The sequence below is a fragment of the Methanoregula sp. genome, assembly GCF_023227875.1.
Classification (GTDB): Archaea; Halobacteriota; Methanomicrobia; order Methanomicrobiales; family Methanospirillaceae; genus Methanoregula.
Genome location: NZ_JALOCH010000003.1, coordinates 38,613 through 60,781, shown reverse-complemented (window position 1 = coordinate 60,781; position 22,169 = coordinate 38,613). Strand labels below are relative to the sequence as shown.

Below are 22,169 nucleotides of genomic sequence, written 5' to 3'. Positions count from 1 at the left end.
TTTTTTATTTTTTCAGCATACGTACAAGCAGCGCCTTCTGGGCGTGAAGACGGTTTTCCGCCTCGTCCCACACAAGGCTCTGGCCGCCTTCCATCACTTCATCGGTAATCTCTTCGCCGCGGTGTGCCGGCAGGCAGTGAAGGACCCGTGCATCGGGAGATGCCAGTTTCATCAGGTCGGAATCGACCGTATAGTTCCTGAAGACATTCGTTCGCTCTTCCTTCTCGCCTTCATCGCCCATCGAGATCCAGGTATCCGTAACGATCACCTGGGCATCCTTGACAGCGGTCTCCGGGTCCTGTACGAGAGCCACTTTTCCGCCAAGGGCGCGTGCCTTTGCCACCAGATCCGCAGCCGGTTCATACCCTTTGGGCGTCGCGACCGTAACGTCCAGACCGGTGAGAACTGTTGAGAGGATCAGGGAGTTGCAGACATTGTTCCCGTCGCCGACCCATGCAACCCTGAGCTCATCGGTTGACCCGAAATGCTCCTGCATGGTCATGATGTCAGCAAGGAGCTGGCAGGGGTGTTCAAGGTCAGAAAGCCCGTTGATAACCGGGATCGTTGCATACTTTGCGTACTCCTCGATCGTACTGTGCTTGTAGGCCCGGATCATCATTCCCGATACGTACCGTGAGGCTGCTCTCGCCGTATCGCGGATCTCCTCACCCCGCCGGATCTGCATGTCGCGGGCGTTTAAGAAGAGGGCGTGCCCTCCCAGTTCGTTCATCCCGACCTCGAACGAGATGTGCGTCCTTGTCGAGGACTTCTCGAAGATCATGGCAAGGGTCTTGCCGGCGAGCAGCAGGTGTGTCGTCCCTGCCCTCTTCTGGCGTTTGAGCTCGTGCGCTTCAGAGAGCAGCTGTTCGAGCTCAGGTTCGTTGATATCAAGTATTGAAATGAAATCCTTCTTCATCGAAGCTCCTTCATGTGGGCGATACGTTTTTCCAGCAGGGCATTTGTCCCGATATCCCTGCGGTGGCGCACGCACCCCTTGACCTCGGAGGCTGCCTGCTCGGCTGCCTGCTCCGCTTGATCCAGGGTCTCCCCGATACCGACAAAGGCAAGGGTCCGCGAGGTCTGGGTAACAAGGTTTTCTCCGGCCTTCTCGACATTCGCATAGTACAGGAGTGCGTTGCTGTGGGGGCCAACCGTGATCACTTCACCGGCACCGGGAGATTCTGGATACCCTTCCGGGACCAGGTACTTACAGACGGTGGCCTGGGTATCAAAGGAAACATGGGACGGGAGGAGCGTGCCCTCGGCAATGTGGTGCACGACCTCCGAGAGATCGGAGGTTAAGAGGGAGAGGACATTCATCGCTTCCGGGTCCCCGAACCGTGCATTGAACTCGATCACTTTAGGGCCCTGTGCCGTATTCATGAACTGGCCGTAGAGGATCCCCTTGTACGGCTGGCCCATCCTCTCCATGGCAGCAATTGCGGCTTTCATGATCTCGATCGCTTTATTATAATCGGACTTTGTTACAAACGGCAACATGTGGTCCGGCATCGAATACGAGCCCATGCCCCCGGTGTTCAGCCCGATATCGCCCTCGAATGCCCGCTTGTGATCCTGTACGAGTGGCATGGGGATGAGGTGGGTGCCGTCAACGAATGCCTGGAGCGTGAATTCTTCCCCGATGAGGCGCTCCTCAAGCACGGCCTCCCCGTTTAAGAATTTGACATACTCGATCGCACCGGCCCGGTCCACCTGCTCGCCCATGATCCGTACCCCTTTTCCCCCGGTGAGCCCAATCGGCTTGACCACAAGATCGCCGTCATACCCGGTGATAAAATCCACGGCATCAGGAGCTGAATGAAAGACCCGGTACTTCGGGCATCCCTCGATGGCATTGCGTTCCATCATGTCCCGGCAGAATGCCTTGTCCGTCTCGATCCGGGCAGCGGCTTTCCGGGGCCCGACACAGGGTATGCCTTCCCCTTCGAGAGCATCCACGATCCCGGCTTCGAGCGGGGATTCGGGGCCGATGAAGGCAAAGTCCACGCCATTCTCCTTAGCATACGTAACAATCCGGGGGACTTCAGTCTCATTTACGAGAAGGACATTTTTGGCAATGCCCTCGATACCGGGATTGCGTTTTGCCATCACCGAAAAAACCGTGGTCGCTGTGTTGCGGGCAAGGGCTGCAGCTATCGCGTGCTCCCTGCCACCCCCGCCAACAACAAGAATCTTCATAGTACCTTCCTAGTGTACGCTGGGAATAAAAATTCCTTACTCTTTTAATATCTCGTGCAGCCTGACGAGCGGGATGATCCGGATACCATGGGACGCGAGCATTGCTTCTGCACCCTGCTCCCGGTCAACTACCGTGACGACCCGGTCTACCCGTGCCCCGGCATCCCGCAGGGCATTGATCCCATAGAGTGCAGAACCCCCGGAAGTCGTCACGTCCTCGACCAGCAGGACATCCTTATCATTCACATCCCCGATGATCACTCCTTTCCTGCCATGGCTCTTCTCCGAGGCACGTATGATCGCATAGGGCCGGTTCTTCGCAAGGGCGGTTGCAACACAGAGGGGGACACCCCCAACGGCGACACCGGCGACAACATCGAAATCATGCACTGCTGCAATCGTGCCGGCAATCGCGGAGAGGAGTTCCGGGCGGGTCACAGCGGTCTTCACATCGATATAGTACGGGCTTTTCGCACCGGATGCAAGGGTGAAATCCCCGAACTCGATTGCCCTGAACCGTATAAGCATCTCTGCAAGGGAATTCTTTACCATGGTACCTCCTTGACCTTGAGCATGAAACCGATGATATTTGTTGCGCGGTGGAGCAGGGGCGTGAGGATGAGTATGCAGATGAACGCCGCAAGCGTGACCTCGGTAAAGAGCCACGCCGGGTTGAAAATGAACAGGAGAATAAACGCCCCTGCAACGAGATCATACTGGTCGGCCACCGGCCATTTCGATCCCCGTTCTTTCCCGAACCGGCGTTTGAAGAAACTCTTGACCAGGTCACCGAGGAGTGCACCGACCGCGAGGAGTGTGACAGATACTACTGTCTGCCGGGGAAGGATACCCAGGTCATATACGCCAGTCGCCCAGATCTGGATAAAGCCGATTGCAATGCCGGCAATGATGCCGGCAACGAACCCCCGCCAGGTCTTTCCGTCGCCAAAGATCCGTTTCCCGTCGGAAAAATTCTTCCCGTTGTCGATGGGAATACCTCCGCCGCACAATGCGGCCACTGGATTGGGGAGGTAAGCCGGCAGCATGATCCACAGGGCTGAAAGCAATGGTATTATGAAGAACTCAATACTAATAATGTAGCACTCCAATACCTGTAATAAAGAGCAGATAGAAAGATTAAGGTTACTAAAACTGGAATCTCTTTCGGGAATCAATCAATAACATCCATCGGGTGGACGTTAATGCTGATAAAAAAGACACGGAGCCTTTGCCCCACATGTAATTCCGTCTTGGAAGCGGAGATTGTTGAAGAAGAGGGCAAGATCTGGCTACAGCGGACATGTCCGGAACACGGGTACTTCAAGCATCTCTACTGGTCAGATGCACGGATGTATCACCGGTACCAGGAGTACGATGCCGTTGGAAACGGTGTTGCAAACCCCCAGAACACTGCGCCACCGGAGAGTTGCCCAACAGCCTGCGGTCTTTGTAACAACCATCACTCACAGACGCTGCTGGCAAATATCGATCTCACCAACCGCTGCAACCTGGACTGCGACTTCTGCTTTGCCAATGCACGTGCATGCGGGTTTGTGTACGAGCCGTCGTTTGACGATGTCGTCCGCATGCTCCAGGTGCTCCGGGACGAGAAGCCGGTCCCCGCCCCCGCGGTCCAGTTCTCCGGCGGGGAACCGACCATGCGGGACGATCTTGCGGAAATCATCAGGAAAGCCAAGGCAATGGGTTTCCCCCAGGTCCAGATCGCAACCAACGGGGTCAAGCTGGCAAAGGACCCTGCGCTTGCCCAGCAGCTCAAGAGTGCCGGCCTGAACACGGTCTACCTCCATTTCGACGGGGTCAGCCCGGAGACGAACCCGTTCCTGAAGATCCACGAGAAGGCACTCGATAACCTCAAAAAGGTCGGCCTCGGGACCGTCCTCGTGCCCACGGTGATCCGCGGGAGAAACGACAATGAACTTGGGGATATCATCCGGTTCGCCATTGATAATATCGCAGTTGTGCGGGGAGTCAACTTCCAGCCGGTCGCATTCACCGGTGCCGCAAGCGACGATGACCTCCAGAAGTCCCGTATCACCATCCCCGATGTCCTTGCGAAGATCGAAGAGCAGATGGGGGGCGTCCTCAAGAAGGACGACTTCTACCCGGTACCCTGCGTCATACCATTCTCCGACCTTGTCGAGGCATATACCGGCCGGCCACAGGTCCGGTTCACGGCCCACCAGCACTGCGGGGCAGCGACCTATGTCTTTGCCCGCGAAGAGGGCATCATCCCGGTCAACCGGATGGTGGACGTCGACACCTTCTTCGAGTCGATCGAACAGATGGCCGAGACCCTGAAAAAAGGCGGTACGATCAATAAGTACAAGGCACTGCTCGAAGGGGTCAGGAACATGCACGGTTCCGTCCAGAAGGGGGAGCAGGGTGCGACAACGGAATTCTGGAAACTGATCAGCAAGTCCCTGATCGGCCAGAATTTCGACGCCCTCAGGGAGTTCCACTGGAATGCCCTCTTCATCGGTACTATGCATTTCATGGACAAGTACAATTACGATCTCGAGCGTGTCCAGCGGTGCTGCATTCACTACGCGACTCCCGACGGGAAATTGATCCCCTTCTGTACCTACAACAGCGGGCCGGTGTACCGCGAGCAGGTGTGGAAGAAGTACGCGAAGAAGACGGAAGAGTAAATTAAGTTCCGGTTTTTTTCGTTTTTTTATTACCAGCATTTCTATTATTGCGATACCCTGCACGCAAAACGCCTCGTCGGGACTCGGAGAACACTGATGCGGTCTTTTCCAGCCATATCTCTGAAAAGACTCGACATTTTACGCTACTCATTTACCTGTTATTTTAAATGAACCTTCATTGAACCGCTGCGGGGAATCAGTCGTCGCATCCGCGAGGACTGATTTGAGAAGAATCCGATAGGATTCTTCGAATGTGCCCCGCCGGGGGCGGCGGCGTGCATCGCAATTTCCACCGAAATGTTTCTTCACCACTAAGCGGGGGGTACCCACCCCACCCACTCAGGGAGGGGCACCCAGGGGGACCCCCCCTCCTCTGAAACCGGAGGGGAGGGGTAGGTACCCCTCCGGACACATGAGGGGTGGGTACCCCCCTCCCCCAGACCAAGCCAAACAAAACGTCGCTCCGACGACACCTCCACACGAACCCCAACCAGACCGGCTCCAACCGGAGTGGGGTAGCTACCCCTCCCGCTGAGGGAGGGGTGGGTAGGGGGACCCCTCCTCTTCCGGAAACGGGGGGGAGGGGGTGGGTACCCCTCCGGGCACAAGAGGAGGGCCCACCCCCCTTGCGGCCAACCGCTTCACCGTCGGAGGTCCACGCGAACCCCTGCTCCGGAAAATGCAGCAGGAGGGGGGTACCCCCCATCAACCTCCGGAGGGGCAGGGGGTACCCCCTCCCAAAAATTAAATGATGGGGGGAGGGGGCCCGGCAATTTAAAATCCAAGTGGAGGGGATATGTCGCAGACCCCCCCTTGCTCCGGACCATTCTGGTTCACGGAAACGGCAGCTCGATCCGCTTTCCGTGCTGCATCGCGATCTTCGCAATCGCGAGGTCCTGGATCGCAAGGCCGGTGGAGTCAAAGACCGTGATGGCCGACGGATCCCGGCGCTGTTTCTTCCCAATCACTACCTCCCCAAGCGTCCCGGCAATATCCGCCTCACGATATACCCCCGTACTGATCGGCACGTTGATCTCACCGGAATGAACTGCCTGCGCCGGATCGTCCACGAAGACCTGCGCCCGCCGGAGGATTGCAGGATCGAGTTCTTCCTTCCCCGGCGCATCTGCACCGATCGCATTGATATGGGTCCCCTCATGGATCCATTCGTCCCGGACAATCGGGCTCCTTGACGGGGTCGTCGTGACGAGTACATCGCAGTCACAGGCCTTCTCAACCGGTGCTGCCACGCACGGAAACTCCATGAACCGGTCGGTAAATTTCCGGACATGCCCGTCATTGCGGCCCCAGATCTTTATCTGCCGGATCTTCAGTTCCCGTGATATGGCTGCGACCTGTGCCTCTGCCTGCCGCCCGGTGCCAATGACACCGAGGACAATCTCTTTTTTCGGGGAGAGGTACTTGCATGCTACTGCACCGGCCGCACCGGTCCGCATGTCCGTGAGGCGGGTCGCATTGATGACTGCCGTGGGCTCGCCGGTCCCGATATCCAGGATCACCGTGAGGGCCATCACGGTCGGGAGGCCCTGCGTAGGGTTGTCGGGATGGACGTTCACAATCTTCACGCCGGCGATCCCGAGCGAGGGCAGGTAGGCCGGCATGGTCCGGAAATCCCCGTCAGGAAGCGTGATGTACACCTTGGGGGGCATCTGGACATCCCCCTTCCCGTGATCGGCGAACGCCGATTCCACCGCCCGGTTGACAAGACCGATGTCGAGACCCATGTCCGTGTCAGTGAAATACTCCATGAACGGGAATGATCGCTGATGCACCTTTAAGGTTGGGATGTTTAAGGATACGCTGCCGGAGGCAGAAAAACAGGTAAAAAGTTACTGGAAATCCATCTCTTTCAAGGTCTTGTCGGCCAGTTCTTTCATCCGGGCCGATATCCTGCTGGACGAGCTGTAATCCACTTCTTTCATCGCGTTGGCAATCTCGGTGCCGAGCACGAATATTGCGTATTTGTGCTCCATCTTGCTCTTGTGCTGCTGGGAGGGGGTGATCTTGAGCGCTGTATATTGGGAAAATTTCAGATCGGGATTAATCTCTTCGAAGTAATCCTTGACCTCCGCAAGCATCTGGTGAAGATTGATCAGTTCCTCTTTGTGCATGCTACCACTCCAGACAGTAGAATGGTCATATGCAGCATAAATAAATTTGTGTTAACGAGAGGTTCGAAGAACCTCGAGTTGGAGAAGACGACGCAACGGAGTCTTCGACATACGAGAGGTTCTTTTAGGACCTCCGGCTTTTCTCATCCTTGACCTTCGTTTTGAAGGTCTCGGATTCATCAGAACATAAAAAAAAATTACGACCCCATCTTCAGGAGACGGATCGAGAGCGGCCGCTTGATGATCCCCTTGAAATCCCGTGCCGCAACATAGGAAAGGCCTTTCCAGACAAGACGATCAAGGAGTTTCTGGTCTACGGGACGGTCAAGGACGAGGCCGGTGGCGGCGGGATCGATGGTCTCAATCGCCTTCTCCACTTCATCCGACCTCATCTCACGGACAACCGTCAGCTCGTCGTTTAAAAAACGTGCCGTGTTCTGCCCTTTCACATCATCGATGTGCTCTTTGAGGCTCAGGGGGCCGCCGGCTTCCCGCTGGTGTTTTGCCGGAGCCGATGTTTTTCCTTTTCGTTCGGGGGTGTCATCGGCATCGGACGATGGCCGGCCGATCCTGAAGTCTACCGGGAGTTCGGCCGAGGTCTCAAAGTACTGGTCGCGGACATATTCTACGGGGACCTTGTTGCGGAGCGTCTTGATGACCTCCTTCCTCGTCATGTCCTCCACGCTCTTTCCCTTGGGAGAGAACGCAACGAAATCGATGTCAGCGACCTGCATGAGCTCCCTGAGGATCAGCTCGCCCCCACGGTCGCCATCGAAGAATGCTGTCGTGGTCTTCTTCTCGCAGAGATCCACAACGCTCTTGGGGATATTGGTCCCTTCCACTCCCACAGCATTCTTGATGCCGTACCGCAACAGGTTCAGGACATCCGCCCGCCCCTCCACAATGATGATGGCATCCGCCTCAATGACATTCGGCCCGGCGGGTGCATGCTCCTCACCAATGGACCCGATCTTCTCCACGCGCAGGGTCTGCCGGACATCGTCCAGCAGTTCGTCAGAATCGATCGTCCCGTCATCGAACCGCTCGATCAGGATCTCTTTTGCCCGTTCAACGATCAGTTTCCGTTTGCTGACCCTGATGTCCTCGATTGATTCAACTGCCACGTGCGCCACACAGGGACCTACGCGGTCGATCGTCTCGAGGGAGGCGGCAAGGATCGCCGTCTCCGCCCGGTCGAGCGAGGAGGAGATCAGGATCTCCCCCTTTGTCTCGCCCTTTTTGCTCGTGATCTGGACGTCTATTCGTCCCACACGTCCCGTTCTCTGGAGATCCCGCAGGTCAAGGTCTTCGCCGAGTAGCCCTTCAGTCTGCCCGAATATGGCACCGACTACGTCAGGTTTCTCGACCACCCCCTCTGCACTGAGGCTGATGTGAATAAGGTACTTGGTAGTATCCGGTGAATACAAGTAAACGCACCCCCATGTATCATGCAATGCATGTAAAGCCTGATCATAGGTATAAAAAATATATATCGCGCGGAATTACTTATAGTTAAGGTTAAAGATACTTCCGGTTCTTCTTCTCAGTATCCAGTTATACGAAAGGCCTGCAGAAAATGCGGATTTTCGGGTTATTTACCGGATCCTTCGAGTTTTATGAGGACATCATCCAGGGACATGCCCGTAACCAGGATCTTCTTCTGCGATGATGTTGCGCCGGACAGGATACTGACCGATGCAGTCGACCGGCCGAGAGTTCTTGCAACCAGTTCGATTACCGCCCGGTTCGCCCTGCCTTCGAGCGCCGGAGCCGAAACACGGCACCCGACCATCTTCCGCCATTCGTTGTACCCGGCAGGGAATGCCTCTTTTTTCCCCCCGGCCGTCACCTCGATGGCAATGACAGTCCCGTTATGGTCTTCCAGAAGAGCATCGGCGATCCCCGGCATTATAGTACTCCATTAAGAAGAAATGTCGCCCGGCAATAACGCACGCGGATCACCAGTGGCTGCTGCCGTTCTTCACCGGTGTTTAAACCCTTGCCGGGCTGTCTGCCTGTCGCGCACCCGGGTTGTCCCATGGATCATATCCAGACGCTTGTCAATCGATCACCCGGGGACCTATGGATGCGCAGGTATCGGCACTACGTATTCGATGTCCGTAATGATGAGGGTTTGGGAATGTGCAGAACCGGGCCGACAGGAAACCGTTCACCGGGGAAAAAATCCTTTCCCGGCAAACCATGCCGGTGATCCCCGGGAGAACTCCCCCTCTTCATACACGACCTCGCCACCCAGGACCACGGCCCGGGGAAATACCGCGGGGAGTCCTTCGAAGGGTGAAAAGCCGCACCGACTGTGGAGCGTGTCGGGATCCACCGGGAGGGCTGATCTCGGATAGAGGGCAAAATCCGCACGGTCTCCGGGTGAAAAACCAGCCGGGGGAATCCCGAGCAGTTCCGCCGGTGCCTGCGAGGACTTCCGGATCACGTCCGCAAGGCTGATCTTCTTCTCCAGCACGGCCGCCAGAAGGAGCGGCACCATCGTCTCGACCCCCGGAATTCCGGCAGGGGCATCGCGGAACGGGGCCTGCTTTTCTGCACGGGTATGCGGTGCATGGTCCGAGGCAATGACATCGATCGCATCCCATGCCGCCCAGAGGTCCCGTCGTTCCTTCTCACTCCGCAAGGGAGGGTTCACCTTGCCCAGCGCATCAGTTGGTTCAAACTGCTCATGGGACAGGAACAGGTGATGGGGGGTCACCTCAACGCTCCCGGCAGCTGCTGCTGCAATGACCGATGCGTTCGTGCTCATGTGACAGAAGTGGAGCCGGCACCCGGCGGAGTTGCACTGGCGGACCGCTTCAACCGCCCGGAGCTCCCCGGCCGCTGATCGGAGACGGTCGTGGGAGACCAGATCAGTATCATTCCCATCTGCAACCTCCTCGGCATGGACCGTGGCAAGCGCCCCGCACGCGTGGATCTCGCGGAGCGCTGTCCTGAGTTCCCCCTCCGACAACGCCTCGCCATAACTGGATGGGGCAAAGAACGTTTCCCCGAACGCCAGTGCACCGGCACTCCACATCCCTTTGACGGGTGTATCGAACGTCACGCTGCTGTTGATGGCAAAACTGCAGAGCGAGTGGGACCGGGCTTCATATACGCGGGCGTGGAGCGCATCCGGGCTTGAGATGGGGGGGATGGTGTTCGGCTGATCGACCACCACGGTAGCTCCCCCGGCAAGGGCACTCCTGCTCCCGCTTTCCCAGTCCTCCTTGGCCGACTGGGTACCTCCCCGCATATGCACGTGCATGTCAACCGCTGCCGGAAGAACGAGAAGATCGCTGCAATCGATCGTGCGGTCTGCAGGTCCGCTGGCACCGGCATGCGAGACAACACCCTCCCGTACCGATATATCTGCAACACGCCCCCCCACCAAGGAGACATTCCGCAGTATAAGGGAACAGGGAGATGGCATACTAGAAGCTTTTTTTCCTGAGCATAAAGTGATAGTGATACAATAGGGAACGTGCCTGTAATTCGCCGGAATCCGGCCGGACCACAACAATTCTATCGACAGGTATTCAATCCGGATGGATCAATATAGTCCAATTATAATCCGGAAGGACCGCACAGGTACCAGCGATACGTGGCCTGTGCGGACTCCGGGGGATGTGTAAGGTTATGGACAGGATCATAAAAATCACCATGAGTCTCTTCATCATACTACTTGTGACGTCTGTCGCTCTGGTAAATTACAACGGATACGTGGAAAACGCATACCGGACATCCCTCACCAGTACGTATTCCTATACATGTTCCATCACCACCGATTCACCCCTCTCCAATGTGACCATCTTCCTTCCCGTGCCAGCAGACATGAACGGAAATTCCCCGGTCATTGCACAACTGAGCGCCCATGAGGTTTCCGGCGTCCCGGACACCTGGAAAACTGAAATTTACGGAACGGGAAAATCAACGATGGTGAAGATTACCACCCCCTCGATTGTCCCTCCTGAAGGGACCAGCACGAAAAACCCGTTTACCGTTACGATGTATACGAATGTAACGTCCAATCACCTCATTGATACCAGGGACCCGGTGGAGAACAGCCCGATGTTCCGTCCCGTGCAGGATGTTACCACCAAAGAATGCAGAAACGATGAGACGCCCGCATCCGGAGGGCAGTGTTATTCTTACCTGACCTCGCTGTACGCGGACTACAACGCAGACCCGAACGCTGAAGTGTCTGTCCGTTCCTCCCTTACCGGCAAGAACGAATGGAATATCTTCGAACCAAAGGAGAACGAATACCGGACGGACATATACCTGCTGATGTTCGGGGAACAGAAGAGCTGGACAACGGTGAGAGGATACTTAGAGGCAGGTCTCGGGGCATATGATGCCCCTTCACTGCAATCCTGATTCCCTCCCTTACCGGTTCTGATATCCGGACCAGCGGCACATCCATGACCATACAGCAACGATCGTCACTACGCGCAGGTCTTCAGGTTGATATCATCCAAAAACAGGATCAGCGCACCGGGAAGCTGACACGGGGCACGGTCAAAGAGATCCTTACGCATTCAGATTTTCACCCGCATGGTATCAAAGTAAAACTCCATGACGGACGGGTGGGGAGGGTTGCAAAGATTATCGGATCCTGCGCAAACGGAGAGATCGGGCCGCAGACAAACGAGGGAGACTGAAGGCCATCAAGTGTAAAAGACCCGACAAGTGCCTGGGGCTGGTTGTACGAAATTATAAATGATTGGATAGTGACCATCTCTCTGTCTGCAGTATCGAAAGAATGAGCGTAGCGAATCAACGGACTGTGCAGACAGATGGTACTGCCAGTGGACTTCCCAGATGGCAGGATCGGGTGCCGTATGGAATTTACCTCAGAACAGATGGATGCATTGCAGGAGATGGCAAATATCGGGGCTGCACATTCTGCAACCACGCTCTCGCAGATGCTCGATACCCGGATAGGGATGAACGTTCCCGACATCAATATCGTGGACATCGGGAAGGTCGGGGAATTCCTCACCGATGAACTGACCACGATGATCATCTTCGAACTGCAAGGCGATATCCCTCACGGGGGTTTCCTGGTCCTGCACTTCCCACGGGATTCGGCAATCCGGACTGCGGGCATCATGCAGGGCTCTGCCGGTGCAGTGCACACGTTTGACGAGATGGACCAGAGCACGATTATCGAAGTCGGCAATATCATGATCTCCTCGTTTTTAAGTGCCACGTCCGACCTCCTTGGTTTCATGATGCTCCCCTCGCCCCCGGTCCTTGTTGTCGATATGGCGCATGCGGCGATCACCTCGCTGATTGCCCAGATGACGATTGATGTGGACGACGTGATCCTCTTCCAGGTCAGGCTCTCATCTGAAGAGTACAACATCGCGGGTAACATCCTCATTTTCCTTGAGATCTCCACCCTCCGGAAAGTCGAAGCCCGGCTGGAAGAGATGATCCGGTCCCCACCGGGTGCATAGTGAGTATATTTCCTGTTTTTTATATCCCGCAGTATTCGCAATATCCATAATCCTGCGCGAACAGAGAATGATCCGGATATTATGAAAGTACTGATTGCAATATCCCCGGAAAAATACCGGGATGAGGAACTCGCCGAGCCGGTTGCGGCACTGGCAAAGGCCGGCATCGCATACGATATCGCGTCCACGCGCCGCGGCACCTGCACGGGAATGATGAACGCAAAGGCCACCGCAACACTCTCATTCGAGGAGGTTGAACCAAAACAATATGACGGGATTATCATCGTTGGAGGGAACGGGACGCCCGCACATCTCTGGGATGACGAGATCCTTTCTGCGCTGGTCAAACATTTCGAGGAAAAGGGAAAAGTGGTTGCAGCGATCTGCCTGGCACCCATAGTCCTCGCCCGGGCCGGTATCCTGAAAGGGAAGAAGGCCACGTACTCGGAGAATCCCACTGCGTTCCGCGAGATGAGGGCCGGGGGTGCAGTGCTCGTGAACCAGCCGGTGGTCATCGATACAAGAATTGTCACTGCCAACGGTCCGTCCGCGTCAAAAGCATTCGCAGAAGCGGTTATCAAGACGATGACTGCGGTAGAGTGGTAAAGGCTCCGCGCAATTTTTTTTATGGGAGGATTGGGATTCGAACCCAAGAACCACTAAGGACCGGATCTTAAGTCCGGCGGAGTTGGCCAGCTTTCCTATCCTCCCGCCACTACTCCCATACCTATTTTCACGACGAGGTCTTAAGTCCGGCGCCATAAGCCGGCTGTCTTTCCTCGCGCTCTCCAATAATTAACCCTTGTATGCAAAAAAAGATTCCATCGTTTTAACCTTACCCCACATTAAGTGCCAAGTTGCTAATCATCTGAGTATCCCGGTGCAGTGATTGGATGCGATCACCTCCGGGTATAATCCAAGGATTCTTTAGACATGTGTTAAAAACGAATGTGAATGAAAAGATCGTGTCCAGTAACGGACATGACAGGTCCCTCATGACAACCCCGTCTTTAACCGGCTGGATCGAGATCGACGGAAAACTGCTCGGCCCGGATGCAATTGAGGCTATACTTCGCACCTCACCGGAGCAGGTCCTCCGTTTTGGGGGAGAATTTTTTCTTAAATGGGACGGGTGCAGCGCCCGCGACCATTTCGGCATCATGGAAGGGACCGGCCAAAAGGGTATGCTCATCTGTAACGGAGAGATGAAAGGGGAAATTAACCCCGCTCCCATGGAGATGCCACTCGAAGAAGCGATCGTTACTGCCGTAAAACTCCGCAGCGATGAAGGAGTCGTTGCCCTCTCGGGGGGTATTGACTCGGCACTCGTCGCATATCTCGCACAACGCGAGTGTGTAGCAGTTGGTGTTGAGGGATCGCACGACCTGAAGCAGGCGCGGCATGCGGCGGAGACACTCGGGCTCTCCTGCGCGTATGCGACGATTACGGAGGATGAGATTGCATCGGCACTCCCTGAAGTAGTGGCAACGATCCCCAAAAAGGACCCGGTCAACACGGGCATCGCGCTCACGTTGTATTTCATTGCCCGGTGGGCTGGCGAACACGGGTACCACCGCATCATCACAGGACAGGGTGCCGATGAACTCTTCGGGGGATATACCCGGTACCTTGAGACCTCAACCCTCGAGGCAGATCTCGAACGGGACTTTGCCGGTCTTGAGGGACAGGCACGCCGCGACCAGGCAGTAGCGGCACTCTACGGGGCGTACCTCTCGATGCCATACCTTGACACCCGGGTCGTGCGCGCTGCGCGCGCAATCCCTGCAACGGAGAAAGTGAAAGACGGCCGCCGGAAAATACCTTTAAGGACGGTCGCAGAACGCTACATTCCGCAAGATCTCGCATGGTACGAGAAGAAAGCAATGCAATACGGGAGCGGGGTCTACCCGACCCTCAGGAAGCTTGCCCGTAAAAACGGTTATAAAACGTCCATGCAAGATTACATAGACCAGATTATCAGGGTGGAACATGGTCACTGAAAAAGACGTACAACATATCGCGGAACTGGCCGATGTCGGTGTCAGTTCCGAAGAACTGGGCACCTTTACGCACCAGTTCAACGAAATACTCGAATATTTCGACCTGCTTGACACGGTGAAAGGCGATGCGGCTGCCACACGGGACCTTTACAATATAATGAGAGAGGATGAAGTCGAGCCTTCCCTCCCGCAGGAAGAGGTACTCCGGAATGCGCCGGCACAGGAAGACGGTTTTATCAAGGCGCCGCGGGTGATGTAGTGGCGGAAAGATCGATCCTGTTCGAACCTGACGACAAGTACAATGCATTTCTCAGGGTGTGTAACAAGCCGTCGTACACTGAGGGGAAACTTGCCGGTGTTGCCGTTGCCGTAAAGGACAACATCTCAACCCGGGGCATCGAGACCACCTGCGCATCACGGATCCTCAAAGGCTACGTCCCCCCGTATGACGCACGTGCGGTAGAACTCCTCCGGAATGCCGGTGCCGCGATCGCCGGAAAGACCAACATGGACGAGTTCGGGATGGGGACCACTACCGAAAACTCCGCCTTTGGCCCCACCCTCAACCCATGCGACACCGGGCGCGTCCCGGGCGGCTCTTCGGGCGGAAGCGCTGCAGCGATTGCCGGGGGCATGGTGCAGATGGCACTCGGCACCGACACCGGGGGCTCCATCCGATGCCCGGCCGCATTCTGCGGGATCGTCGGCCTGAAACCCAGTTACGGCCGCGTCTCCCGCTACGGCCTGATCGCATACGCGAACTCGCTCGAACAGATCGGACCGATGGGAAAGTCCGTCAGTGATGTCTCCACCCTGATGGAGGTGATCGCCGGCCACGACCGCCACGATTCCACCACCCATGACAGGCCGTATACCCATACCCCGCATGCGGATATCAAAGGGCTGAAGATCGGGATCCCACAGGAATATTTTGGCGAGGGTGTTGATCCGGCGGTTGCCGACGTTGTAAAGAAGGCGATCGGCCGACTCGAAGAACTCGGGACAACCACCGTCCCGTGCAATATCCCCTCAATGAAGTATGCCCTTGCCGCATACTACGTCACCTGCACCTGCGAGGCAAGCTCCAATCTTGCCCGGTTCGATGGCGTGCGGTATGGCCCGGCCGCGGACACGAAAAGATCGTGGCACGAGGCCTACCAGGAAGTCCGTAGCGCCGCATTCGGTACCGAAGTCCGGCGCCGGATAATGCTTGGCACCTTTGCGCTTTCGAGCGGGTATTACGGGAAGTACTATGCGAAGGCGCAGGTAACCCGGGAAAATATCAAGGCAGATTTCAACCGGATCTTCAAGGATGTCGATGTGATCGCGGGACCGACCATGCCCACCATCGCGTTCAAAATGAAAGAGAAGAGCGACCCGCTCTCCATGTACCTTGCCGATATCCTCACCGTGCCGGCAAACCTTGCCGGTATTCCAGCCATTTCAGTACCCTGTGGCAAATCAGAAGGTATGCCCGTCGGCCTCCAGATCATGGGCAGGATGTTCGAGGACGAACGTATTGTTGACGTTGCCTATGCCTACGAACAGGCGGTGAACTGATATGGCGGATGCTGAAGACCAGGTCATCGTCGGTCTTGAGGTCCACTGCCAGCTGGATACGAAGAGCAAGCTCTTCTGCGGCTGCGATACAGACTACCGGAGCGACGGCCCCAACACCCACGTCTGTCCCATCTGTCTCGGCCTGCCCGGCGCCATGCCCTCCCTCAACAAGAAGGCAATCGAGTACGCGATGCGGGTGGCAAAGGCCCTGAACTGCACCGTGATCCACGAGTCGGAGTTCTCGCGGAAGAACTACTTCTATCCCGACCTCGACAAGGCCTACCAGATCACCCAGTACGACAAGCCGCTTGCAGAAGGCGGATACTTAGAGATCGAGAGCGACGAGGGCGGGGAGCGGAAGATCCGGCTCACCCGTATCCATGTCGAGGAAGACCCGGGCCGGCTCGTCCACATGGGCAATGTCGAGCGGGGGAAATACTCGCTCGTGGATTATAACCGTGCGGGCATCCCGCTCATCGAGATCGTCTCCGAGCCGGATATGCGCTCCCCGAAGGAGGCCCGAAAGTTCTTAAACAAACTCCGTGCCACGCTCGAATACCTCAGTGTCTTTGACTCCGAGAAGGAGGGATCGCTCCGTGTCGATGCCAACATCTCGATCAAAGGAAACGAGCGCGTGGAGGTCAAGAATATCACGTCGTACAAGGGTGTGGAAAAGGCGCTCCTGTTCGAAGTGACAAGGCAGAAGAACCTGATCCGGCGCGGCCAGCGGATCGAACGCGAGACCCGGCACTATCTCGAAGCCCGTGGCGTCACCCAGTCTGCACGGAGCAAGGAGATGGAGAACGATTACCGTTACTTCCCCGAGCCGGACCTCCGTCCCCTCCGCGTTAAATCATGGGTTGAGGGGATTGTCCTGCCGGAACTCCCGGATGCCCGCCGCGAACGGTTTATTGCAGAATACGGCTGCTCGCTCAACCATGCCCGGACCCTGACCGGTGAACTGAAACTCGCCAACTTCTTCGAGAAGGTGGTTGCCTCCGATCCGAAAGGGCTGTCACCACTCGCTGCTACATGGATTGCCGATACCCTGATTGGGGAACTGAATTATCGGGACATGGACCTTGATCCTGTCGATCCGGAGAGTTTTACAGAACTGGTCCGGGTATTGAAGGCAGGCACGATCACTGACAAGAGCGGTGTTGACGTGCTCCGCGTGATGCTCGACCAGCGGCTGAAAAATGAGACCCGCGAAACCCCGGCGGGCATTGTTGCCCGGCTCAACCTTGCGAAGACCGATGGCGATACCGGTGCGATAACGGCTGCAATTGAAGAGGCCATCAATGAGAACTTAAAGGCCCTCGAGGACTACCGTGCCGGTAAAGGCGGGGCGCTCAATTTCCTCGTAGGGCAGGTTATGAAAAAGACGCGTGGCAAAGCAGATCCCGCAGAGCTGAACAGGATGCTTACCGATGCGCTGAAAAAGAGGGAGGCGTAACACCCGTGCACCTGATCGTTGCAGAGAAGAACATCTCGGCCCGGCGCATCGCGGAGATTCTCTCTGAAGGAAAGAAGATCACCGAGCACAAGGATACCGGTGTCTCCACGTACAGTTTCGGGGACACAACGACGGTCGGGCTCCGCGGCCACGTGGTCGAGATCGACTTCGAGCCGGGATATTCCAACTGGCGCAGCGAGGACGCGACTCCCCGTCACCTGATCGATGCAAAGACCATCAAGATCCCGACCGAGAAGAAGATCGTCTCCCTGCTGCAGAAGCTCTCGCGGAAGGCAGACCGGGTCACGATTGCCACGGATTTTGATACGGAAGGAGAACTCATAGGGAAGGAAGCCTACGAGCTTGTCCGGGCGGTCAACCCGAAGGTCACGATCGACCGGGCCCGGTTCTCGGCGATCACGGCACAGGAACTCCGCCATGCCTTCACCAACACAACAGACCTTGATTTTGCGCTTGCCGCTGCAGGGGAGGCCCGCCAGTCGATCGACCTGATGTGGGGGGCATCCCTCACCCGGTTCATCTCGCTTGCCGCCCGCCGCGGGGGCCAGAACATCCTCTCGGTCGGCCGGGTCCAGACACCCACCCTCTCGATGATTGTTGACCGGGAGAAGGAGATTGAGGCATTCGTGCCGGAGAAGTACTGGCAGCTGGCCCTTGATTTTGAGAAGAAAGGCGAAGTGATCGAGGCCCGGCACACCAATGGCCGGTTCCACGAGAAAACGGTTGCCGAACTGGCACGGGACCGGACGAAAACGCCACTCGTGGTTAAGGACGTGAAGTCCGGCACCAAGCAGGACCGTGCCCCGTCGCCGTTCGATACCACCACGTATATCGTAGCAGCCGCCCGGCTCGGGCTCTCTGCCGCAAACGCGATGCGTATTGCCGAAGACCTGTACATGAACGGTTTTATCTCGTACCCGAGGACCGACAATACCGTGTACCCCGCATCGCTGGACATCGACGGGATCTTAAAGACCCTCAGGAACTCCCCGTTTAAGAAGGATGTCGAATGGGTGATGGCGAACCGCCGTGCTGTCCCGACCCGGGGCAAGAAGTCATCCACTGACCACCCGCCAATCCACCCGACCGGTGCGGCGACCCGGGAGCAGCTGGGAGACGACGCGTTCAGGATATACGAACTCGTGCTCCGCCGGTTCCTCGCCACCCTTGCACCCGATGCCATATGGAAGACCCTCAAGATCCTCTTCGATGCAAACGGGGAAGAGTACACAACGACCGGCGGACAACTGGCAGAACCCGGCTGGCACGCGGTCTACCCGTTCAGCGAGGCGCGTGAGACGCTCCTCCCGGAGTTTGTTAACGGGGAACACCTCCCGATCAAAAAAGTCACGCTGGATGAGAAGGAGACGCAGCCACCTGCCCGCTACACCCAGAGCAAACTGATCCAGCGGATGGAAGAACTCGGCCTCGGTACCAAGAGTACACGGCACGAAGTGATCGCTAAACTGGTATCCCGGAAATACGTTGAAGGCGCACCGTTACGCCCGACGCTTGTCGGGAGGGTCGTGACGGAAGCACTCGAGCAGCATGCCGATACGATCACAAAACCGGTGATGACCCAGACCCTCGAATCACACATGCAGCTGATCAAGCAGAGCCAGCGGACGCGGGAGGACGTGATCAAGGAATCCCGCACCATGCTCCACCACGCCTTCGACCAGCTCGAGGCAAACCAGCAGGTGATCGGCGACGATATCCGGGACAGGACTGCCGAGGAGATGAACCTGGGCAAATGCCCGGTCTGCGGCGGGACGCTTGCGATCAAGCACCTCCGTGGCAACACCCAGTTTATCGGCTGTTCGCGCTATCCTGAATGCACCTTCAATATCGGCCTGCCGATGGCACAGTGGGGCTTTGCCGTCCGCACCGATGAGAAATGCGAGAAACACCAGCTCAATTTTGTCCGGCTCGTGCGGAAAGGGGCACGCCCATGGGATATCGGCTGCCCGCTCTGCCACCAGATCAATTCAAACCGCGAGTCCCTTTCGGAGATCCCTTCTGCCGATAAGGAACTGGTGGACAGGATCCAGGCATGCCACATCTATACCGTGGCTGAACTTACCCGCAGTACACCCGAAGTCCTTACCAGAAAACTCGGGATCCCCGCTGATCGTGCCGCGACGCTCATCCACGAAGCGGGCCTTGTCCTTGAAAAACTGCGCAGGCGCTCAGAGTGCCGCAAGTTCATGCGCGAGCGCATCATCCCCCGCAGGGGGCGCAGTTCTGCAAAGATCCTGACCGCACTCAAGGAAGCCGGGATTTCCGAACTTTCACTCCTTGCAAAGACGGACCTGACAACCCTGAAGAACGCGGGGGTCAGCGACGCGGAAGCAGAGGAGCTGCTCACCGATGCAAAGATCGTATACAACAGCCAGATTCTCAAAGAGATCGGCATTCCCGCCGTCAGCCTCAAGAAATACATTGCAGCTGGCATCATTGAACCGGAGGCCTTTTGCGCCACCACGCCGGCGGCCTTGATTGAGAGGACCGGGATGTCTGCGGGAACCGTACAGCGCCATGTGGGGCTGGTCTGCGCATATCTCAACAAACCCGTCCCGAAAAAGATCTCAAAACTCCAGATCGAACGCGGCAAGAAACAATTGCTGGCAATCAGGGGGTTAAGCGAGTCCATGCTCGAAAAACTGTCCAGGGCCGACATCATCGATGCGGGATCCCTCCTCGCCGCGAATGCTGCAGAGGTTGCCGGAAAGAGCGGGATCCCGGAGGCAAAAATCGGGGAGTTCAAAAAAGCTCTCCAGAAGAAAAAAGATACCGCAGTTATCCAGCTCTGAATCCCTTTTTTTCCCTGGTCGATCCGGGCCACCAGTGATTTCCTTGTCATTCCCCCGGGCATTCTTACCGGGCTCGCAGGGATACCGGTATATGTGGGGGAAGCGCCAATGGTACTGCGATTACGATGAAGTGGAAAGACTGGGTGCATGTGACCAAACTCGATCCTGACAAGCAGCTGAAACCCGGTGACATCGATGCCATTGCCGCAAGCGGCACGGATGCCCTGATGCTCTCGGGCACGCTCAACGTCACGCAGGAGAACCTTGCCGCACTCCAGAAACAGGTGAAGGCCTACGACCTGCCACTGGTCATGGAACCGGCCAGCCCCGACGCAGTCCTCATGCAGGAGATCGATTACGTCTTTGTCCCCAGCGTGATGAATACGACCGATGTCCAGTGGATCGTCGGGAAGCACCGGGCGTGGGTAGAACTTCAGCAGGGCAGGATCCCGTGGGAGTCTATCATCCCCGAAGCCTACATTGTCCTTAATCCAAATTCATCGGTAGGGAAAGTAACAAAATCCCGCTGTGACCTCAAGGCCGAGGAGGTCGCCGCGTATGCCTCCGTTGCTGACCACTACTTCCATTTCCCCATCGTCTATATCGAATACAGCGGGATGTTCGGCAATCCCGAGGTCGTGAAGGCTGCATCGGAAGCGGTCGAGAACGCCACCCTTTACTATGGCGGCGGGATCAACTCCGCAGAGAAGGCAGCCCAGATGGGAAGATATGCCGACACGATTGTTGTCGGGAATGCGGTGTATGACCAGGGCGCGTCGGTCCTGAAGGCGACCGTCGACGCGGTCCAGTAATCTTTTTTTATGCCCGAGATTGACATCGTCCTTGTTGAACCCCTCTACGATGGCAACGTGGGATTTGCCGCTCGGGTGATGAAGAACTTCGGGTTCACACGGCTCGTGCTCATCAACCCGTGCAAGCTTGGCGAGGAGGCAAAGGGCCGGGCATCGCATGCACAGGATGTGCTGAAAAGCGCAGATGTCTGCACCATCGAGGACGTCTTTGCCCGGAGTAACATCGTCATTGCAACGACCGGTGAGGTGAGTAAGTCGGTCTGCCACGCGATGCGGATGCCGTTCTATTCCCCAAAGGAACTCCGCGAGCGGATCAAGGACGTGGACGGCCGGATCTCCATTCTCTTTGGCCGGGAGAACTGGGGGCTCAACAACGAAGAGGTGAAGCGGAGCGACATCATCTGCACGATCCCGACCCATGAAATGTATCCGATCCTCAACCTCTCGCACGCGGTGGGCGTGGTCTGTTACGAGCTCGCGAACCTGCCACTGCCGGAGATCCGGCTTGCCCCTCCGCAGGATATGGAATACCTGTACCGGCATATTGACCGGTACCTGGACGAGATCCATCATCCGGATTTCAAGCGGGAGAACACGATGGTCCTCCTCCGCCGGGTTCTCGGGCGGTGCAACCTTACCATCCGCGAGATGAGCACCCTCCACGGCCTTTTGCGCAGGAGCGAGTGGCATATCGACCCGGCGCTGCTGGACCGGGATAGGACCGGGACGGGAAATTTAACAGAGTTTCGTGAGGATGAAGAGAAGCGGTAGGCAGGTATTCTCTCTACCTGCACCAGGCAGATGACAACCGGGGAGTACAACCGGACGTCGCCAACGGGCCTTATGGCGCATGACGATCATTTTTACGAACACCCGGGCAAGATCGCCGGCTCAAGGCGGGTCCATTACCCGGAGACCAGGCCAGTCCCCGGGTTTCTGCGGGAACAGGTGGGGGCCCGGACATTCCGGTTCCGGAGTGGCCGGAGCCCTCTCCGGTACGGCACACTCTCCTAAAAGCCCCGCCATGAATTTCTCCGAG

At 56.9% G+C, this 22,169-nt stretch carries 22 protein-coding genes and 1 tRNA gene; 13 read left to right on the top strand and 10 right to left on the bottom strand.

Annotation, left to right across the window (positions count from 1 at the left end):
• Positions 1 to 4: 4 nt before the first annotated feature.
• Genes argF through M0R30_RS04055 form a run of 4 tightly spaced genes read right to left on the bottom strand, consistent with a single transcriptional unit; the run spans position 5 to position 3,245 of the window.
• The gene (gene argF / locus M0R30_RS04070; RefSeq protein ID WP_292543673.1) at positions 5 to 916 is read right to left on the bottom strand and encodes an ornithine carbamoyltransferase; all 912 of its coding nucleotides are present in this window, start codon (positions 914 to 916) and stop codon (positions 5 to 7) included.
• Entirely contained in the window at positions 913 to 2,199 is a 1,287-nt protein-coding gene (gene purD, locus M0R30_RS04065) for a phosphoribosylamine--glycine ligase (RefSeq protein ID WP_292543671.1), read from the bottom strand. Before purD ends, argF begins: the two co-directional genes overlap by 4 nt.
• Before the next feature lie 36 nt (positions 2,200 to 2,235).
• Entirely contained in the window at positions 2,236 to 2,751 is a 516-nt protein-coding gene (gene pyrE, locus M0R30_RS04060; protein ID WP_292543667.1) for an orotate phosphoribosyltransferase, read from the bottom strand.
• Positions 2,745 to 3,245: a CDP-2,3-bis-(O-geranylgeranyl)-sn-glycerol synthase gene (locus M0R30_RS04055; protein WP_292543666.1), complete on the bottom strand. Its 501-nt coding sequence runs from the start codon at positions 3,243 to 3,245 to the stop codon at positions 2,745 to 2,747. The genes pyrE and M0R30_RS04055 overlap by 7 nt, the downstream gene beginning before the upstream one ends.
• A gap of 156 nt (positions 3,246 to 3,401) precedes the next feature.
• On the opposite strand from M0R30_RS04055, the gene tes reads away from it, so the two are divergent.
• A complete protein-coding gene (tes, locus tag M0R30_RS04050; protein ID WP_292543663.1) occupies positions 3,402 to 4,868 on the top strand; it encodes a tetraether lipid synthase Tes in 1,467 nt (488 codons plus the stop codon).
• An 833-nt stretch (positions 4,869 to 5,701) separates the two neighbouring features.
• Here tes and M0R30_RS04045 read toward each other — a convergent pair.
• From M0R30_RS04045 to pyrC, 5 genes are all read right to left on the bottom strand, one after another.
• Positions 5,702 to 6,637, bottom strand: a complete 936-nt coding sequence (locus tag M0R30_RS04045) for an ornithine cyclodeaminase family protein (RefSeq protein ID WP_292543660.1) — start codon at positions 6,635 to 6,637, stop codon at positions 5,702 to 5,704.
• 81 nt (positions 6,638 to 6,718) lie between these two features.
• On the bottom strand, positions 6,719 to 7,000 hold the full coding sequence (locus M0R30_RS04040) for a UPF0058 family protein (RefSeq protein WP_292543657.1): 282 nt from the start codon (positions 6,998 to 7,000) through the stop codon (positions 6,719 to 6,721).
• A gap of 197 nt (positions 7,001 to 7,197) precedes the next feature.
• On the bottom strand, positions 7,198 to 8,427 hold the full coding sequence (gene dnaG / locus M0R30_RS04035; protein WP_292543654.1) for a DNA primase DnaG: 1,230 nt from the start codon (positions 8,425 to 8,427) through the stop codon (positions 7,198 to 7,200).
• 164 nt (positions 8,428 to 8,591) lie between these two features.
• On the bottom strand, positions 8,592 to 8,909 hold the full coding sequence (locus tag M0R30_RS04030; RefSeq protein WP_292543650.1) for a DUF167 domain-containing protein: 318 nt from the start codon (positions 8,907 to 8,909) through the stop codon (positions 8,592 to 8,594).
• Positions 8,910 to 9,170: 261 nt separating this feature from the next.
• Positions 9,171 to 10,394: a dihydroorotase gene (gene pyrC / locus M0R30_RS04025; protein WP_366513109.1), complete on the bottom strand. Its 1,224-nt coding sequence runs from the start codon at positions 10,392 to 10,394 to the stop codon at positions 9,171 to 9,173.
• A 248-nt stretch (positions 10,395 to 10,642) separates the two neighbouring features.
• Between pyrC and M0R30_RS04020 the strand changes: the two genes are divergently transcribed.
• The 4 genes from M0R30_RS04020 to M0R30_RS04005 all read left to right on the top strand — a co-directional run bounded on the left by M0R30_RS04020 (position 10,643) and on the right by M0R30_RS04005 (position 13,074).
• Positions 10,643 to 11,383: a hypothetical protein gene (locus M0R30_RS04020; RefSeq protein WP_292543645.1), complete on the top strand. Its 741-nt coding sequence runs from the start codon at positions 10,643 to 10,645 to the stop codon at positions 11,381 to 11,383.
• Between the two features lie 44 nt (positions 11,384 to 11,427).
• Positions 11,428 to 11,667 (top strand): YwbE family protein, encoded by a 240-nt coding sequence (locus M0R30_RS04015; protein ID WP_292543643.1) that lies wholly within the window; start codon positions 11,428 to 11,430, stop codon positions 11,665 to 11,667.
• A gap of 180 nt (positions 11,668 to 11,847) precedes the next feature.
• Entirely contained in the window at positions 11,848 to 12,468 is a 621-nt protein-coding gene (locus M0R30_RS04010) for a chemotaxis protein CheC (protein WP_292543641.1), read from the top strand.
• 81 nt (positions 12,469 to 12,549) lie between these two features.
• The gene (locus tag M0R30_RS04005) at positions 12,550 to 13,074 is read left to right on the top strand and encodes a DJ-1/PfpI family protein (RefSeq protein WP_292543639.1); all 525 of its coding nucleotides are present in this window, start codon (positions 12,550 to 12,552) and stop codon (positions 13,072 to 13,074) included.
• A gap of 22 nt (positions 13,075 to 13,096) precedes the next feature.
• Here M0R30_RS04005 and M0R30_RS04000 read toward each other — a convergent pair.
• A tRNA-Leu gene (locus M0R30_RS04000) sits at positions 13,097 to 13,179 on the bottom strand.
• Between the two features lie 284 nt (positions 13,180 to 13,463).
• Between M0R30_RS04000 and M0R30_RS03995 the strand changes: the two genes are divergently transcribed.
• The 8 genes from M0R30_RS03995 (at position 13,464) to M0R30_RS03960 (ending at position 22,144) form a co-directional block, all read left to right on the top strand.
• Positions 13,464 to 14,468, top strand: a complete 1,005-nt coding sequence (locus tag M0R30_RS03995) for an asparagine synthase-related protein (protein WP_292543637.1) — start codon at positions 13,464 to 13,466, stop codon at positions 14,466 to 14,468.
• Positions 14,458 to 14,727 (top strand): Asp-tRNA(Asn)/Glu-tRNA(Gln) amidotransferase subunit GatC, encoded by a 270-nt coding sequence (gene gatC / locus M0R30_RS03990; protein ID WP_292543635.1) that lies wholly within the window; start codon positions 14,458 to 14,460, stop codon positions 14,725 to 14,727. Before M0R30_RS03995 ends, gatC begins: the two co-directional genes overlap by 11 nt.
• On the top strand, positions 14,727 to 16,028 hold the full coding sequence (gene gatA / locus M0R30_RS03985; RefSeq protein WP_292543632.1) for an Asp-tRNA(Asn)/Glu-tRNA(Gln) amidotransferase subunit GatA: 1,302 nt from the start codon (positions 14,727 to 14,729) through the stop codon (positions 16,026 to 16,028). The genes gatC and gatA overlap by 1 nt, the downstream gene beginning before the upstream one ends.
• A 1-nt stretch (position 16,029) precedes the next feature.
• Complete coding sequence (gatB, locus tag M0R30_RS03980) at positions 16,030 to 17,484, top strand: Asp-tRNA(Asn)/Glu-tRNA(Gln) amidotransferase subunit GatB (RefSeq protein WP_292543629.1); 1,455 nt, start codon at positions 16,030 to 16,032, stop codon at positions 17,482 to 17,484.
• A 5-nt stretch (positions 17,485 to 17,489) separates the two neighbouring features.
• Entirely contained in the window at positions 17,490 to 20,318 is a 2,829-nt protein-coding gene (locus tag M0R30_RS03975; RefSeq protein WP_292543625.1) for a DNA topoisomerase I, read from the top strand.
• A 125-nt stretch (positions 20,319 to 20,443) separates the two neighbouring features.
• Complete coding sequence (locus M0R30_RS03970) at positions 20,444 to 21,130, top strand: phosphoglycerol geranylgeranyltransferase (protein ID WP_292543623.1); 687 nt, start codon at positions 20,444 to 20,446, stop codon at positions 21,128 to 21,130.
• Between the two features lie 9 nt (positions 21,131 to 21,139).
• Positions 21,140 to 21,901 (top strand): RNA methyltransferase, encoded by a 762-nt coding sequence (locus M0R30_RS03965; RefSeq protein WP_292543619.1) that lies wholly within the window; start codon positions 21,140 to 21,142, stop codon positions 21,899 to 21,901.
• A gap of 30 nt (positions 21,902 to 21,931) precedes the next feature.
• On the top strand, positions 21,932 to 22,144 hold the full coding sequence (locus M0R30_RS03960; protein WP_292543617.1) for a hypothetical protein: 213 nt from the start codon (positions 21,932 to 21,934) through the stop codon (positions 22,142 to 22,144).
• The last annotated feature ends 25 nt before the right edge of the window (positions 22,145 to 22,169 follow it).

Excerpts from the sequence above, each read along its gene's own strand:
- argF (WP_292543673.1), bottom strand. The coding sequence starts at position 916 with ATGAAGAAGGATTTCATTTCAATACTTGATATCAACGAACCTGAGCTC.
- purD (WP_292543671.1), bottom strand. The coding sequence starts at position 2,199 with ATGAAGATTCTTGTTGTTGGCGGGGGTGGCAGGGAGCACGCGATAGCT.
- pyrE (WP_292543667.1), bottom strand. The coding sequence starts at position 2,751 with ATGGTAAAGAATTCCCTTGCAGAGATGCTTATACGGTTCAGGGCAATC.
- M0R30_RS04055 (WP_292543666.1), bottom strand. The coding sequence starts at position 3,245 with ATGCTGCCGGCTTACCTCCCCAATCCAGTGGCCGCATTGTGCGGCGGA.
- tes (WP_292543663.1), top strand. The coding sequence starts at position 3,402 with ATGCTGATAAAAAAGACACGGAGCCTTTGCCCCACATGTAATTCCGTC.
- M0R30_RS04045 (WP_292543660.1), bottom strand. The coding sequence starts at position 6,637 with ATGGAGTATTTCACTGACACGGACATGGGTCTCGACATCGGTCTTGTC.
- M0R30_RS04040 (WP_292543657.1), bottom strand. The coding sequence starts at position 7,000 with ATGCACAAAGAGGAACTGATCAATCTTCACCAGATGCTTGCGGAGGTC.
- M0R30_RS04030 (WP_292543650.1), bottom strand. The coding sequence starts at position 8,909 with ATGCCGGGGATCGCCGATGCTCTTCTGGAAGACCATAACGGGACTGTC.
- M0R30_RS04020 (WP_292543645.1), top strand. The coding sequence starts at position 10,643 with ATGGACAGGATCATAAAAATCACCATGAGTCTCTTCATCATACTACTT.
- M0R30_RS04015 (WP_292543643.1), top strand. The coding sequence starts at position 11,428 with ATGACCATACAGCAACGATCGTCACTACGCGCAGGTCTTCAGGTTGAT.
- M0R30_RS04010 (WP_292543641.1), top strand. The coding sequence starts at position 11,848 with ATGGAATTTACCTCAGAACAGATGGATGCATTGCAGGAGATGGCAAAT.
- M0R30_RS04005 (WP_292543639.1), top strand. The coding sequence starts at position 12,550 with ATGAAAGTACTGATTGCAATATCCCCGGAAAAATACCGGGATGAGGAA.
- M0R30_RS03995 (WP_292543637.1), top strand. The coding sequence starts at position 13,464 with ATGACAACCCCGTCTTTAACCGGCTGGATCGAGATCGACGGAAAACTG.
- gatC (WP_292543635.1), top strand. The coding sequence starts at position 14,458 with ATGGTCACTGAAAAAGACGTACAACATATCGCGGAACTGGCCGATGTC.
- gatB (WP_292543629.1), top strand. The coding sequence starts at position 16,030 with ATGGCGGATGCTGAAGACCAGGTCATCGTCGGTCTTGAGGTCCACTGC.
- M0R30_RS03970 (WP_292543623.1), top strand. The coding sequence starts at position 20,444 with ATGAAGTGGAAAGACTGGGTGCATGTGACCAAACTCGATCCTGACAAG.
- M0R30_RS03965 (WP_292543619.1), top strand. The coding sequence starts at position 21,140 with ATGCCCGAGATTGACATCGTCCTTGTTGAACCCCTCTACGATGGCAAC.
- M0R30_RS03960 (WP_292543617.1), top strand. The coding sequence starts at position 21,932 with ATGACAACCGGGGAGTACAACCGGACGTCGCCAACGGGCCTTATGGCG.